This is a genomic window from Paraburkholderia sp. SSBN10T (assembly GCF_056619545.1).
In genome coordinates this window covers 369,379-384,429 of record NZ_JBWQQI010000003.1, presented here as the reverse complement: position 1 = coordinate 384,429, position 15,051 = coordinate 369,379, and the positions used below count along the sequence as shown (strand labels likewise).

14 protein-coding genes are annotated in these 15,051 nt (G+C 61.8%); 10 read left to right on the top strand and 4 right to left on the bottom strand.

Translation table 11 applies throughout. The features are described 5' to 3' along the window. Nucleotides 1-83 precede the first annotated feature (83 nt). Nucleotides 84-2,099: a bifunctional DedA family/phosphatase PAP2 family protein gene (locus AC1ECK_RS06600; RefSeq protein ID WP_480317125.1), complete on the bottom strand. Its 2,016-nt coding sequence runs from the start codon at nt 2,097-2,099 to the stop codon at nt 84-86. A gap of 500 nt (nt 2,100-2,599) precedes the next feature. Here AC1ECK_RS06600 and AC1ECK_RS06595 point away from each other — a divergent pair, with 500 nt between their 5' ends. The 4 genes from AC1ECK_RS06595 (at nt 2,600) to AC1ECK_RS06580 (ending at nt 7,049) form a co-directional block, all read left to right on the top strand. Continuing rightward, nucleotides 2,600-2,902: a hypothetical protein gene (locus AC1ECK_RS06595; RefSeq protein WP_480317123.1), complete on the top strand. Its 303-nt coding sequence runs from the start codon at nt 2,600-2,602 to the stop codon at nt 2,900-2,902. A 550-nt stretch (nt 2,903-3,452) separates the two neighbouring features. Then, a complete protein-coding gene (locus tag AC1ECK_RS06590) occupies nt 3,453-4,598 on the top strand; it encodes a porin (protein WP_480317121.1) in 1,146 nt (381 codons plus the stop codon). A gap of 292 nt (nt 4,599-4,890) precedes the next feature. Then, a complete protein-coding gene (locus AC1ECK_RS06585; protein WP_480317119.1) occupies nt 4,891-6,354 on the top strand; it encodes a sensor histidine kinase in 1,464 nt (487 codons plus the stop codon). Between the two features lie 14 nt (nt 6,355-6,368). After that, nucleotides 6,369-7,049, top strand: coding sequence for a response regulator transcription factor (locus AC1ECK_RS06580; protein ID WP_480317117.1), 681 nt, complete (start codon nt 6,369-6,371; stop codon nt 7,047-7,049). An 84-nt stretch (nt 7,050-7,133) separates the two neighbouring features. Here AC1ECK_RS06580 and AC1ECK_RS06575 read toward each other — a convergent pair whose 3' ends face one another. Both AC1ECK_RS06575 and AC1ECK_RS06570 read right to left on the bottom strand, forming a co-directional pair. Continuing rightward, a complete protein-coding gene (locus tag AC1ECK_RS06575; RefSeq protein ID WP_480317115.1) occupies nt 7,134-7,406 on the bottom strand; it encodes a DUF4148 domain-containing protein in 273 nt (90 codons plus the stop codon). A 142-nt stretch (nt 7,407-7,548) separates the two neighbouring features. Then, on the bottom strand, nt 7,549-7,818 hold the full coding sequence (locus AC1ECK_RS06570; RefSeq protein ID WP_480317113.1) for a DUF4148 domain-containing protein: 270 nt from the start codon (nt 7,816-7,818) through the stop codon (nt 7,549-7,551). Between the two features lie 538 nt (nt 7,819-8,356). Between AC1ECK_RS06570 and AC1ECK_RS06565 the strand changes: the two genes are divergently transcribed. Continuing rightward, the gene (locus AC1ECK_RS06565; protein ID WP_480317111.1) at nt 8,357-9,067 is read left to right on the top strand and encodes a lysophospholipid acyltransferase family protein; all 711 of its coding nucleotides are present in this window, start codon (nt 8,357-8,359) and stop codon (nt 9,065-9,067) included. Between the two features lie 118 nt (nt 9,068-9,185). On the opposite strand, the gene AC1ECK_RS06560 is transcribed toward AC1ECK_RS06565, so the two are convergent. Beyond that, complete coding sequence (locus tag AC1ECK_RS06560) at nt 9,186-9,389, bottom strand: cold-shock protein (RefSeq protein WP_074266313.1); 204 nt, start codon at nt 9,387-9,389, stop codon at nt 9,186-9,188. Nucleotides 9,390-9,603: 214 nt separating this feature from the next. On the opposite strand from AC1ECK_RS06560, the gene AC1ECK_RS06555 reads away from it, so the two are divergent. The 5 genes from AC1ECK_RS06555 (at nt 9,604) to AC1ECK_RS06535 (ending at nt 15,041) form a co-directional block, all read left to right on the top strand. Further along, nucleotides 9,604-9,864, top strand: coding sequence for a DUF6723 family protein (locus AC1ECK_RS06555; protein WP_480317109.1), 261 nt, complete (start codon nt 9,604-9,606; stop codon nt 9,862-9,864). Nucleotides 9,865-10,012: 148 nt separating this feature from the next. Beyond that, on the top strand, nt 10,013-10,603 hold the full coding sequence (locus tag AC1ECK_RS06550; RefSeq protein WP_480317107.1) for a TetR/AcrR family transcriptional regulator: 591 nt from the start codon (nt 10,013-10,015) through the stop codon (nt 10,601-10,603). 61 nt (nt 10,604-10,664) lie between these two features. Continuing rightward, the gene (locus tag AC1ECK_RS06545) at nt 10,665-11,351 is read left to right on the top strand and encodes a type 1 glutamine amidotransferase domain-containing protein (protein ID WP_480317105.1); all 687 of its coding nucleotides are present in this window, start codon (nt 10,665-10,667) and stop codon (nt 11,349-11,351) included. Nucleotides 11,352-11,496: 145 nt separating this feature from the next. Further along, on the top strand, nt 11,497-12,384 hold the full coding sequence (locus AC1ECK_RS06540) for a zinc-binding dehydrogenase (protein ID WP_480317103.1): 888 nt from the start codon (nt 11,497-11,499) through the stop codon (nt 12,382-12,384). A gap of 266 nt (nt 12,385-12,650) precedes the next feature. After that, entirely contained in the window at nt 12,651-15,041 is a 2,391-nt protein-coding gene (locus AC1ECK_RS06535) for a putative bifunctional diguanylate cyclase/phosphodiesterase (RefSeq protein WP_480317101.1), read from the top strand. Nucleotides 15,042-15,051 lie beyond the last annotated feature (10 nt).

The following is a 15,051-nucleotide window of genomic DNA, read 5'->3' as shown; positions in this document are numbered from 1 at the left end:
CTCCCTGGCTAGTGGCCGCCGCGCCTGCGTTCGCGGGCTACCGGGTCTGCGTTTCGCGTATCTGGGCAGGACTCGGCACGGGTTCATTTTACGTTCGAATCGATCAGCGTAACGCGTGCGCCTTCGCATCCGGCAATGCTCGATACCTCGAGCTCGCGCCATGCGCCCGCTTGTCCCGGCACCGAGATCAGTGGATCGACCTGGCGGTCCGGACGCAGCACATTGAACGGCCACGAGGGGCGCCGCAGCCGCTCATGCACGAGCGAGCCGAGCCAGATCGGTGCGGCGGGCGTGCCGCTCTTGCGTTGCACCGCGTAGTCGGTCGGCCAGAAACGCAGGACATCGCGTTCGTCGCGCGCATCGCGAGCGCGCGTGAACACCATGGCGGACGGTTGGCCGTTGTCGAGCTTCGGTAAAACCGGCAACGCGGTGGCTGCGGGGTCGGGCGCCACCAGATACAGCAATGAGCGTACCGATAATTGGGTGCCTTCAATCCAGCCCCGGTCGCTCAACTGAGCTTCGATCTGCTCGCGGTTCGCGGCCCATTGCACGGTGATCGGTTCACGCCTCTCGCCGGTCATGTCGGACCGGTAGCAGGCAAAGGTTTTCCAAAGCGCGTCGGTCCATTGCGCTTCGGTGACTACCTGCAATGGGCGAGGCGGTTCGCTCGACGGCGCGCTGGCCGACCGGTTTGGCGCCATCTGCAGCGACACGCTGACACAGATCACCGCCAGCATCGCAAGCGGCATGAACGGGCGCGATGCCGGTGTCTGGGGGTTGCGCCACACTACGGTCAAGGCGATGACGGCGACCCAGATGGCCGCAAACGCCGCACCGCCAATCGCATCGGAGAACGAAAAGCGCCCGAAGTAAAGCCCGGCGAACGCAACGGCCACGACAATCGCAGTGCCGATAGTCGTTACCAGAATGCTCTGCACCCTGCCGACCCGCCGCGCCAGCAGGAACGCCAGAAAGCCATAGACAATCGCGCTTGCCGCCACGTGATTGCTGGGAAATGCGTAGACGTCGAGGCCCGCATGGCCGGGCGGCGCACGCCGTATGATCAACTGGATGGCGAAGATCAGCAATTGCGAGAAGGCGACGGCCGCGAGCCAGTAGGCGACGGCGAGCCAGCGCCGCTCATAGGCCATCCAGACGATGACGGTCGTTACGACGGCCGCCAGCGTCGGAACGCTGCCTAAGGTCGCGAGGCCCGATATCACGGTGTCGGCCCAGGTGGAGTGGACCGATTGCAGAAAGCGGTAGACGGACGTGTCGACCTGTACCAACGGGTCGCCGCTAGCGACGTCCTGAAACACGCCGAAGAAAATCGCCGCGAATAGCAGCACGAGCACGGAGATCGCGGCAACGATGCCCATCGCCGGCCGCTCGGGATCGAGCACCACCAGCAAAGCGGTCGCCGCCCGTCCTTTGTGACCGCAGGCCCATGCGAAGAGCTTGCGGCGCGACGCGATGGCCCACACCTGGGCGCGCGACAGCACCACGCGCATTGCGCGAAAACTAAGCCAGCCAAGCGCGGCCAGAATCGCGATGACCACGACCAGACGAAACGAAACCGCGCCCGCCAGTTGCAGCGACGCGCCGAACACTACGCCCGGAAGAATATGCGCGGGCGCCCATAGGAGCGCCGACAAAAGGTTCATCGCATAGAAGCGCATCGGCGTCATGCCGAGCATGCCGGCGACGACCGGCACGATGGCGCGCAACGGTGCGATGAAGCGGGCGAACACGACGCTGCGCGCGCCGTGCTGCGCGAAATACCGGTGTCCCGCCTCGAGAATCTGCGGATGCGTGGCGAATGGCCAAAGCTGCACGAGTCTGTTGCGGTAGCGGTGGCCTAGCCAATAACTGAGGCCGTCGCCGGCGACCGCGCCCGCGAGCGCGCAGACGAACAGCCAGCCGAGGTTGAGCGAACCGGTGCCGACCAGCGCTCCCGCGAGAAACATGGCCGTGCTGCCCGGAACGAATGTGCCGATGACGGCGACTGACTCCAGGAAGGCCGCAAGCCACACCACTGCGAGCGTCCATCCCGCGTGGCCGCCGAGCAGGTGCAACAGGTGAAGATACGCGTACTCCATCTACCTCTCCGGCAGTTCAGCGCTATGGGGTGAAGCGGGGTGAAGCGCGCGAGCGGGACTTCGCGCCATGTCGAAATATAACCTCAGCAGAGCGAGTGCCGTGCCCACGCATGCGGCCGTCGGACAGCCTTCAAGCGTCGCCGCGACGGGCCGGCGGCCCCCGGATGGCGCCGCTGTACGCCTCGCGGGCACGCCGTTGACGTCTTGCGAACTTGACCTATAACGGAGGTGCAGCACGGTCATTCTCTGCGCCGGGGCCGGACGCAGCCGGTCCGGACGATCCTTTTGGTGCACTGCACCGTTCTTTCCGACAACAGGGATGAGCGAGTGGAGCCGTTACTTAGGACGCGCGGCGGGAGCGCGCTCCCGCGGACCATGCCGGTCCGTCCTGCTGCCGTCGCGCATGGTTCGGTTAATTGGCAAAGCAGAGGGAGCCGACCTTCAGATTGGCGGACTGCCGGGCAAGGGACCTAGGGGTACCCGATGCAAGGAGTGTCGAGATGAAATCACTTTTCTTGGTGCCGTTGGCCGGCGCGGGGCTGCTTCTGGCAACTGCGCTCGCGAACGGGCAGGATGTCCAGACGAACACGCAACCGCACGGCCGCGCGATTCTCGAGCAAAACGCAGACGAGTCCGCGCAAGACGCGACGGACATGTCATATAGCGAACCTGATCAATCCGGCAAGCTGCCGGCGCGTGTCATCAGCAACGTCTCATATGGCGGCACGGCCGATTTCACGGGCGAGTCGGGCGGCCCCCACTGTGTTACAGGGACGCAATGCAGCATTTTTCGTGGCCGCTGACGAGTAGGCGACTGTGCTGAATTCGGTCCGGTGCGCCGCACGGTGGGTAGAGGGAAGGCGGTAAAGCTGCGAACAAGAAAGGCGGTGCGGTGCCAAACCTGGCATTGCACCGCGCCGCGCTGTTCATGGCGGCGTCAAAACTTGAAAAACTACACTCCTGAATAGATCAAACATTTAGTAGGAGTGTTTAGTAATTAATTGAATCTCCATCTGGCTACGACTATGCGGCGTGTTGTCGTCATGGTTGGTATAGATGTCGGCGCCGCTGTCGTTCCTGTACGACACTGACCGGCCGCAAAACCCGAGATTTTTTCAAAAAAGAAACGCGAGACCGCCTTGCTAAAGGCGATTGCATGCCCGCGTTTCGTACTTGCAGTTGTTGAAAGACTGAGTTTCGTCTGTACCGCTCTCGCAAAAGAGGCTTGCTCCTTAAACTTCGCTTGCACTTTTATCTCGCCGCCGCACAGATGGCGGCGCAGCGCCCAAGAGCGCAGAAGCGCACAGACGGAAAAGGCAGATCCCTCTACTTTACTCATCAGGTACAAGGCAAATGAAGAAAACGTGTTTGGCCGGACTGTTGTCCGCCGTCGCGCTGTGTAATGTCGCGCATGCTCAGAACAGTGTCACGCTCTACGGCATTATCGACGAGGGCTTTGACTTCACCACCAACGCGGCCGGCAACCGGGGCTACCAGATGGTGAGCGGCGACACGGCCGGCAGCCGCTTCGGCCTGAAAGGCAGCGAGGATCTGGGTGGCGGAATGAAGGCTATCTTCCAGTTGGAAAACGGCTTCAACACCAACACCGGAACGATGGGGCAGGGCGATCTGCTGTTTGGCCGCCAGGCGTATGTCGGCTTGTCGTCGGCACAGTACGGCACATTCACGATGGGGCGCCAGTACGATCCGACTATCGACATGTGGAGCGGCTACACGGCAGCCGGCAACTGGGAAGGCGATCTCGGCGCGCACCCGTATGACAACGACAACGCGGACTGGGATTACCGCATCCAGAACTCGGTCAAGTACGTTTCGCCGACCGTGGCAGGCTTCACGGGCGAAGCCATGTACGGCTTTAGCAACGAAGCCGGCGGCTTTGCCGATAACCGCGTGTACAGCGCGGCGCTCCAGTATCAGATGGGTCCGCTTTCCGCGGCTGTGGCGTATATGAAGACCAACAACGGCGGTGCCACGAGCGGCGGTGCGGCGCCGAGCGCAACCGTGGTGTTCATGGGTACCTCGCAGCAGAATATCGACGCGGGCGTGTCGTACAAGTTTGCCGACAAGGCCATTGTTTCGCTGGCGTACTCGCACGTCGACATCTATAACCCGACGTACAACGCGTACTTCACTACGCAGCCGGTGGCCGGAACGCAAGACTCGTGGAAGTTCGATAACTTCGAAATCAACGGCCAGTACTTCTTTGCGCATGATTTCTGGCTCGGTGCAGCTTATACGTTCACGCGTGCTCATGTGTCCACGGTGACGGGCAGCTCGGATCCGAACTGGAATCAGGTGTCGCTCATGCTTGACTACGACCTGAGCTCACGCACTTCGGTTTACGTGCAGGGGGCCTACCAGCACGCGGATGGCAAGACCGGCCAGGACTTCGACTATGCGAACATTCTGGGCTCGCCGAGCCAGTCGTCGAGCGGCAATCAGATAGTGTATCGCATCGCGATGATGCATCGCTTCTAAAGCAGCAATACTTTAGCTTTAGCACCGCAAAGCACGAGCCGGATTCCGGCTCGTGCTTTTTTATTGTTGCGCGTTTTAGCGGATGTTTCGGATCGGCACCGTCGCTTTGCTTCTCTTGAAGCGAACCCAGAAGGCTTGATGTAAAGAACATGTCTTCATGTTTCATCGAAGGCACATCAAAGTGACGGGTTTTTCATCTTTGTGCGGCCTGCTATTTATTCATGCAAGGCTATGATGCCGACACTAAGCCGATTGGGCTCACGTTCTTAACGAATCAACAAGCGAGGAGCCGATGTCTGTGTCCGCTCTGGAATTTGGCAAAGTGCGAGGAACGGCGATCTCCGCCGACACGCAGAGTTCGCTTTCAACGCACCGATCGGGCCAGCGCTGGCACACGACCACCTTTAGATGGCTCTCGGCCTACGCCGCGATCTTTTCGCTGTGTTTCATGGCCTTGTTGGGTTTTCTTGAGTATTCGGTGGGCGCCGCGATGGAGCGTGAGGCCGACAGCGGGATTCGCTGGCAGATGCGCTATTTCGATTCGAAAAGCGACGATCAGGTCGCGCCCGTGATCGGCCGCAGGCTCGAACGTGAGAACCGGCACTCGAATTACTACGGCCTGTTTGCACCGGACGGCCACCGTCTCGCAGGGGACATCGTCGCCATGCCCGCGGGCCTGAAGTTCGACCAGGCGGGCGAATCGCATAGTTCGTCAACCGGCCGCACGCTGGTGCTGGCTGAGAATCCCTCGATGCCCACGGTGCGCGTGATGGGAGAGACGCGCGACAACGGCATCAAGCTGGTGATCGGCCGCAGTCTCACCGATGTGCGTCATGTGCGCGAGGAGTTGACCAAGGCGCTGATCGGCGGCGGCGTGCTGTGTCTCGTTCTCAGTCTTGCCACCGGCCTGCTGCTCAGCCTGCGCCAGATGCGCCGGGTCAAGGCCATGCGGCGCGTCACGACGCGCATCGCCAACGGCGACCTTGCGCAACGCCTGCCGACCGGCGGGCGCGACGAACTGGACATGCTGTGCCACCTCGTCAATCACATGCTGGATGAAGTGGAGCGCCTGATGAGCGAGGTCAAGGGCGCGTGCGACGGCATTGCGCACGATCTGCGTACGCCGCTGGTACGCCTGCGCCTGCAACTGGCGAATCTCGCCGAGCGTGTGCGCGCGGGCGGAGACGAGCCGGCTAACGCGCTGCTTGCCAATGCGCGAGTGGAAGCCGATTCGATTCTCGAGCGCTTCGGCGCGATGCTGCGGATTTCGGAAATCGGCACATTGCAGCGGCGTAGCGGCTTCGACGTGGTTTCCCTGCAGACGCTCGTCGACGAACTGTGTGGCCTGTATCAACCGCTCGCCGAGGAAAAGGCCATTAAGCTGGCGTCGTGCATCGAGGCGGCCGAACCGGTTCATGCGGATCGTGCCCTGCTGTTCGAGGCGTTCAGCAACCTGCTCGACAATGCGATCAAGTTCGCCCCGCAAGGCGGCGACGTCAGCGTCGAGCTGCACGCCGGGCGCGCAGGGCCGCAACTGGTGATCGCGGACAACGGACCTGGCATTCCGGTGAGCGAGCGCAACGCCGTGCTCAACCGCTTCTATCGCGTCGAACAGACGCGCCATGTACCGGGCACCGGTCTCGGGCTGGGCATTGTCTCGGCCATCATCCGGCTGCACGACTTCGAACTGCGCATTGGCGGCGAAGATCGCGGTACGACCATCACCATCGATTGCTGGCCACACAATCTGCAGTAAGTCATAAAGCTTAGATGAGAATCCTGCTGGTTTCGTCCTCCGAGGCGGAGACCGTTTACCTACATAAAGCATTCAGGGAAAGCGCGCACAGCGTGCATGCGGCGGACAACCTGCGCTACGCCCTCTATCTTGCGGCGCACGAAGAATTCGACGCGATTGTGATTTCCGCCGTGGGCGTCAACCCGATGACCGGGCTCTTCGAGGCCTTACCCGAACTGGCCCGGCTGCCGCGTGCACCCGCGGTGATCGTGGCGCTCGCAAGCGGTACCTCGCAGGATCGTGCGCGTGTGTTGCGCGCTGGAGCGGATGCCTGCTTCGTCCAACCTTATTCGTTTCTCGAGATGCAGGAGCGCATGCTGGCGCTGCACCGCGCGTCGTTAGTGCGTTCTGCCCAGCCGTCGGCCGACGCGCTTCCGCCAAGACTGGATCCGCTAACGCGCGATCTGGTAGAAGACGGCAAACGCGTGTTAATGACCAAGCGCGAGTATTTGCTGATTGAGTGTTTGCTGCGCCAGGCGAATGCGCCGGTGGCGAGAGAGCAGTTGATCCGCTATGCGTGGCCGGACAAAGAGGATGTCGACCCCTCCAGCGTCAACCTGGTGGTGTCGCGCCTGCGCCGCAAGCTGGAAACGCATGGCTTCAGGGCGAGGGTGGAGACGATTAGCCGCTACGGCTATCAGTTGGTTTCGCGCTAAACGGCGCGACCCCGGTTAGCGACTGCCCGCCTGCATGCGAGGCGGGCACGAACGCTAAGCGAGGCGAATTGCGCGAGTTCTGCGTCAATGATGCGCATACAACGTGTTGTCCAGGTACGAGAGCTGACCGTCCTGTTCTGCTTTTACCAGACTCTTGTAGACCTGTGCGCGGCTTTTGGCGGCGACCGGCTGACCATAGGGCGCGACCCACTGTCCGGACGGATCGGAGGTGGACGCGGTGGTGAGACTGGCGTTACCCGATGCGGGCTGCTGGTCGTTCGATCCGGTAGCGGTCTGGGCGAATGCACTGGTACTAGCCGCAACGCTGATGAGTGCTGCCAGCATGATGATTTTCATGAAGGACTCCTCGGTGGTGAAGACAGTTGAGGGCGACCCGCACTGCGGGACGCCGCCGTTGGGGACGAGCAGGCGGACGAGCGATCTGGCATCCCGCCTCGCACGACCCAGGGGATGCGACGACGCATGTCCCGAGCAGTGCTTACGGATGGGCGTACACCACGCTGTTCAGGTAGTTGAGCTGACCGTCCTTTTCTGCCTGGACGAGTTCGCCGTAGACCTGGGCGCGGGTTTTCGGTGCGATAGCCTGACCATACGGCGGCACCCAGGTGCCGTCTTGCGGCGCTGCGCTCGACATGGCGACGGTGGTCGTCGTGTTGCCGGCGTTGGCGGCCGTGGCCGGGTTGCTTTGCGCAAAGGCCGTGCCGGTTGCGAGAATGCCAAGCAAAGCGGCGAACTGAATGACTTTCATGACTGCTCCTTCATGCGGAAGATAGGATTGGATCCGGGCTGTACCGCTTAACGCGATGCGCGTCTCGGTAAGAAGCAGAATAGAGAGGTGGGCCTATCGCAACGCGAGCATGAAAGTGAAGAGATTTTTAAGCATGGCTCTTGCGCACAAGAAGGAGGGGCGTGGGCCGAACCGTCACGCATCGCGCTCGTCACCAGCACGACGGACCATTGAGTCGCTTACGCCGCAATCATCGCCGCGCGCTCGTAACCTGGCGTCGCCACGCGGATTAAGTGTTTTTAATGGTTTTGCAATGAAGCACTGTGGCGCGTGTGCGCCGTAGCATCCGGCGTGATGCATGCAGGGTGCCGGCTGGCGTGCAATACTGGCCGCATGGTGCGTGAGACGGTACAGTGCGAGGTGCGAACCCGCTGTGTCGTTTCGACCGGCGCAGGTCTCGAACCGCGACACCCACGCACGAACGTTGTGCCTCGCGCGCGGTCTCTACAAGCAGCGATGCACCAATCCGCGGCTCCATTGTTTATTCACTCGGCTCTTCATGCGTTCCAAGTTCATCAAATGGCTTTTCATTGTCTGTCTGCTCGGCAGCGGCACGTTCTATTCGGCGCTGATACTGCTGCTGTTTCCTTTTGCCGGCCGGTCCGGGCGCTACTGGCTGGCGGCGCAATGGTGTCGTGCAATGGTTGCATGGATGCGCTGGCTGCCCGGTGTCACCTGTTCGGTTGAGGGACTCGAGCATCTTCCCGCTGGACCGTCTATTTTGCTGTGCCGTCACGAATCGACTTGGGAGACACTCGCATTCCTCGCGCTCTTTCCACGGCGCGTCAGTTTCGTGTTCAAGGAAGACCTGCTGCGGATTCCGTTCTTCGGCTGGGTGCTGCGCGGCCTCGATATGGTCAGCCTGAACCGGGGTTCGCCGCGTCAGGCGCATCAGGCCGTCACGCAGGACTGTGCCGAGCGGCTCGCCAAGGGCGATGTCGTGGTGATCTTCCCGGAGGGCACGCGCGTGCCGCACGATGCGCCGCTTCGGCTGACCTCGGGCGGCATTCGTCTCGCATGCGCGACCGGCGCGCCGGTCGTCCCCGTGGTCCATAACGCGGGCAAAATCTGGCCGGCGAAGGGGTGGCCGGTTAGCAAGGGACATATTCGGGTGGTCGTCGGCCCCGAGTTTTCCTCTCGCGAGACTTCCCAGCAGGAGTTGAGTCGGGCTGTGCACGACTGGATGAAAACGGCTTTGCTCGAGCTTTGAGCCGGGCTTGAGCGGCGCGCCAGGGCGTGCCCGCTGTGCGGCCTGCGGGTAAGCCGCAAAAGAAAATGGCCCGCCGAGGCGGGCCATTTTCAGCAGGGGGAACAGTCGTTCCGGCCTGTTACAGGGGCGTGATGTTCGCCGCTTGCTTACCCTTCGGGCCTTGCTTCACTTCGAAGCTGACCTTCTGGTTTTCTTGCAGCGACTTGAAGCCGCTTCCCTGGACTTCCGAGAAATGCGCGAACAGATCTTCGCCGCCGCCGTCAGGCGTAATGAAACCAAAACCCTTTGCATCATTGAACCACTTCACAATACCGGTTGCCATTTTTTAATCCATTCAATTTAAATGTCGCGTTCGCGTTTGCCGCGTCTTCGCCCCGCGACCGAACGCGAAGAGTGTCTTTGTACCACGCTGATAACAAACCTGCCAATCATCATGTTTCAGCATCGCGCTCTAATTGATGAAAGATCGGACAAATCGGTGTTGGGAAATTGTAATGTCACTGCACGGTAAACTGCGTCCCGCACTCTCCCAGCCTATGAACAAGTCCGTATTCATTCCCAGCGTTCCGGCGCAATCCGAGAGCGATTTCGACGTGAGGGCGTCTTCGCGCCTCGCCGGCTACCGGCGTTTTTTCGGGGTGTTGAGCGTCGTTCGCAAGACCGACGGCAAGCTGTTGTTCCCGTTCGACGGCGCACCCGAACTCGGACCCTATCCGACCAAAGTCGAGGCGCTGGCGGCCGCGCAGGTATGCGGCGAGCATATCGTCGCCGCGGACCTGGCCAATCCGGAGCTATAGCAACCGCTTCGTTGTGGTGCGTATCGCGAGCGGTGCCGTCGTAAGCCAGCAACAGGGCGCATGTCGCGCCCTTCTTCATGCACCAGGTGAAGTCTCCCCAGTTGTTTACTAGACGACTGGTCTACTTTGCTTGAGAATAAGCGCCACCATGAGACCCAGCCATCCACAAGTCCGCCGCCATATCCTCGATTCCGGCAGGGCATTGATCACCCATCGAGGTTTTGTCGCAGTCGGCCTCAACGAGATTCTCAAGACGGCCAACGTTCCGAAGGGCTCGTTCTATCACTACTTCGGTTCCAAAGAGCAGTACGGCCGCGAGCTGCTGGAGCAGTACATCGCTGAATATGCCGAGCGGCTCAAGCAACTGTTCGGGGGGAGCGAGGCGAATGCGCGCGACAAGCTGCTGCTCTACTGGAGCGAGTGGCAACGCGAACAGCTCGAGGCCGACGGCCCGGATAAATGTCTTGTGGTGAAGCTCAGCGCCGAAGTGGCCGACCTCTCCGACGATATGCGCATCGTCCTGCGCGACGGCGTGGAACGGCTGATCGGGCGGATCGCAATGCTGATCGAAGAAGGCGGCAGGGACGGCTCGCTTTCGCCCGCGCTCGACGCTCGCGAGCTTGCACAAACGCTGTATCAGTTGTGGCTCGGCGCCGCTCTGGTGACGAAACTGCGTAGAGATGGGAGCGCGCTTGCGCATGCCATGTCGGTCACCCGGAACATGTTGCGCAGTGCATGACACGGCCGCGCGTTTTGCGCGGTCCCTTTGAGCAACAGACATTCGTTAAAGGAGGATGGACATGAACATCCTGATGGTTCTCACGTCCCACGATCGCCTCGGCAACACCGGCAAGGCGACCGGTTTCTGGCTGGAAGAATTCGCAGCGCCCTATTACACGTTCAAGGATGCAGGCGTCACGCTCACGCTGGCTTCGCCTGCAGGCGGACAGCCGCCGCTTGACCCGAAGAGCGACGAGCCGGACGCACAAACGCCGGCCACCGAGCGCTTTCGCGCCGACAAGGACGCGCAAGCGGCGCTGGCTCACACGAAGCGACTCGCCGAAGTGCGCGCAACCGATTACGACGCCGTGTTCTATCCCGGTGGCCACGGCCCGTTGTGGGACCTGGCCGAGAGCGCCGAGTCGATCGCGCTGATCCAGGCGTTCGACCAGGCGAACAAGCCGGTCGGGCTGGTCTGCCATGCGCCTGGCGTGTTGCGTCATGTCAAGGCGCAAGACAGCAGTCCGCTTGTGAAGGGCAAAGAGGTCACGGGCTTTTCGAATAGCGAGGAAGCGGCGGTGCAGTTGACCGAGGTCGTGCCGTTCCTTATCGAGGACGAATTCAAGCGTCTTGGCGGTCGTTATACCAAAGGCCCGGACTGGCAACGCCACGTGGTCGTGGATGGCTTGCTGGTGACGGGACAAAATCCGGCGTCTTCCGAAGGTGCTGCCGAGGCGTTGCTCGGCTTGCTCGAAGAGACCCGCTAAGGCCTCACGGTCGTGCTGCTGTCACCCTTCAACCCCTTCTCCACAGAGGTTCAATTTGCGTAGCGCTATTCATACGACGTTTGGCAATCCATCCGAAGTCCTAACGGTCGGAGAGCGGCCGACGCCGACGCCCGGCGCCGGGCAAGTGCGCATCAAGTCCACACTGGCGCCGATCCACAACCATGACTTGTGGACGATCCGCGGACACTACGGCTACAAACCCTCGTTGCCGGCTGTGGCGGGTAGCGAGGTGGCGGGTGTGATCGATGCCGTTGGCGAAGGTGTCGGGCACCTGCGGGTCGGTCAGCGAGTCGTCGTCGCAGGCGTCCACGAGGCGTGGGCCGAGTACGTTCTGGCGTCTGCCGGCGCCGTGGTGCCGCTGCCGGACGCCGTGAGCGACGAAACCGGCTGTCAACTGATAGCGATGCCGATAAGCGCGGTGATGCTGCTGGAGTATCTCCACCTGCAACCGGGCCAATGGTTCGTGCAGAACACGGCGAATGGAGCGGTGGGCAAGACGCTCGCGATGCTGGCGGCCTCGCGCGGCATCCATGTCGTGAATCTGGTGCGTCGCGATGCGGGCGTGGCGGAGCTGGCCGAGGTCGGAATCGGCAATGCGGTTTCGACGGCAAGCCCGGGCTGGAAAGACCGGGTGCGTGCCTTGCACGGCGACGCGCCGCTCGCCGCGGCTGTCGACTCCGTAGGCGGCGACGCGAGCGGGGAATTGTTCAGCCTGCTGGGCGAAGGCGGCACGCTGGTCTCATTCGGCTCGATGTCGGGTGAACTGATGCGGCTGAGCTCCGGCGATGCCATCTTCAAACAGGCCACTGTCAAGGGTTTCTGGGCAAAGAAGGTGTCGGAAGACACCCCGAGTGCCGACAAGGCGCGCATGTTCGGTGAGCTGTTGCGTCTCGCCGCCAGCGGCGAGTTGCGTTTGCCGGTTGAGGCCGTGTTCGATCTGAACGACGTCGCCCAGGCCGCCGCCGCGAGCGACAAGCCCGGTCGCAAGGGCAAGGTGTTGCTGCGGTTCTGAGTTTTGGGCCGTCGCGTCGTCTCACGTCTACGAGGATGCACGCGGTGCCTCGCTGTAATCCTCTGACAATAGCAAGCTGTTCTGATTGAGTGCTGCGCTCTCCTATAGAGCGCAGCACGCGCCTACGCGTTCTTATCGGCACGCCACTCGCGACGCGCCTACACCTCAATTTCCCCACCCCCTTGCCGTTAACTGACTCACGTAGTGGGATTCAGCATGGCTCTCACGACGCATGACCCCAGTCTCGTAACCGGCCAGGTATCAAATTGAAACCGTCGTGCGCCCCTAGTTCGACCAGCAAGCGTGATGCGCACCACTTCGCTATCGACAGCGATAGCTTTGCGCCTCAGAACCAGCTTTTTCTGTCGTACTTCTTCGCGTGGTACCGGCGCCATCAGAGCGTCGACGTCCGCTATGCCGGTGTGGCAATCGCAGCGGGCTTCGGCGCGGTCGCGCTGTGCATGCTGATACCACAGTGGTTGCATCTAACGGGTTGCACGCCGTCAGTCATGGAGATGACGGCCGCCGTCGTCGCAGGAGCGCTGCTGGCGACGTTGCTTTACCGTTCGCTCGTCACCGAGCGGGCCAGACAGGCGGCGGCGACCTCGCTGGCCGGCGCGCTGCTGGACGCCAATCGCGAATGCATGAGCCTGATCGGACTCGACGGCCGCCTGCTGCGCATGTCCGAATATGGCGCATGCCTGATTGACGCCGACTCGCCCGCACAACTCACCGGCGCGCAATGGCTCTCGTTCTGGAACGAAGCGGATAGCGCTGCTGCCGCAACGGCGTTTGCAGGTGCACTGGCGGGACATCGCACCTCGTTTCGCGGGCTCTCGCATACAGCGGCTGGCCGGCCGAAATGGTGGGACAGCCGGCTGACGCCGATCAAGAACAATGCAGGGCGTGTGGTCGCGATCGTGGGCGCCTCGCTCGACGTGACCAGCCAGACCGATCTACTTGCGCAACTGCAGTCGAAAAACGAGCTCGTGTCGGAGATGGAAGCGCATATGCCGGTGGTGTTCTACACGTATAGCGCCGATTTCCAGTCGTTCCACTACGTCAGCGCGGGCTGCTCGAAGGTGTTCGGCATCGAACCTCACGAATTGCAGCGCAATCCGGGCGCATGGCTTGACCTGGTGCTCGAAGAGGATCTCCCGTCGTTGCGTGCCGAGATGCGCCGGATCGTGAGCCAGTCTGTCGAAGGACGCGCCGAGTACCGCATTCGTAAAGCCGATGGCTCGATTCGCTGGCTGCGCAGCACCGGTTATCCGGTGCGCGCCGGCGACGGCACCGTGCTGCGGATCATCGGCACAGCCGAAGACATCACCGGCGAGCAGGAGCGCATGGCCACGCTGGACAAGCTGGCCTTCACGGATTCGTTGACCGGCCTCGCTAACCGGGCCGCGCTGTTTCGCGAGATGGAGGAGCGCTGTGCGAGGCGCGCGCCATTCGGCCTGATGTTCGTGGACCTCGACCGCTTCAAGGTGCTCAACGATACGCTCGGGCACGTCGCGGCGGATCGTCTGTTAAAGGGTATTGGCGCTGTCATCAAGGCGGCGCTGCCGCCGGATGCTTATGTTGCCCGGCTCGGTGGTGACGAGTTTGCAGTCCTGATCAGCAGCATCACCGAGAAGGCCGGACTCGAAACCTTGGCGCAGGCGCTGCTGGCAGAACTGTCGCGTAGCGGCCGTAACGACGGCGCGGGGACGTTCGTGACGGCGTCGATCGGCATTTCGCTGTATCCGGAACATGGCGCGAACCATGAGACGCTGCTCACGAGCGCGGATGTCGCCATGTACGCCGCGAAGAAAGCCGGGCGCAATTGCTTCATGTTCGCAGGCAGGGAAGCGGCGGAAACCATCGACGACTTCGCGCTGGAACGCGATGTTCCCGAAGCGCTGGCGTCCAACCAGTTCCTGTTGCACTACCAGACGATTCACGAGCCGCGTACGCTCTCGGTGTACAGCACCGAAGCGCTGGTGCGGTGGAAACATCCGCGCCGCGGACTGATTCCACCTGGCGTGTTCGTGCCGATTCTCGAAGAAACGGGTTTTATCGCCGAGGTCGGTTCATGGGTGCTCGATCACGCACTGAGTCAGCTCGCGCAGTGGCGGAGTCACGGTGCCGTCAATCTCGGCATGTCGGTGAACGTCTCGGCGCGCCAGCTTCGCGGTGACGCGATCGTATGGGAAGTCGACCGCGCGCTAAAGAAGTTTGGCGTTCCACCCACGCAACTGGAAATCGAGTTGACCGAAACGGCGCTGATGGAAAATCCGGACCGCGCACAAAAGGTCATTGCTGCGCTGAAGTCACTCGGCGTGCGCATTGCGATCGACGACTTCGGCACCGGCCATTCGACGCTCAAGTATCTCGCGGACTTCGCACCCGACACGCTCAAGATCGACCGCTCGTTTACATCGAGGCTGGCAAGCGATCCGGCTACCCAGAGCATTGTCGAAGGCATTATCGGCCTGTCGCGCAAGCTCGGCATCAAGGTCGTCGCGGAAGGCGTCGAAGAGCAGCAGCAACTGGATATTCTGCGCGGCGTGAAATGCGACTTCGTACAAGGCTTTTTCCTATGCCGCCCGCAGGAGCCTGTTCATCTCGAACGCGCCTTGGATCTGCATGTCGATGAGGCTGCCTTCAGTCTTTAACATTGTTTGA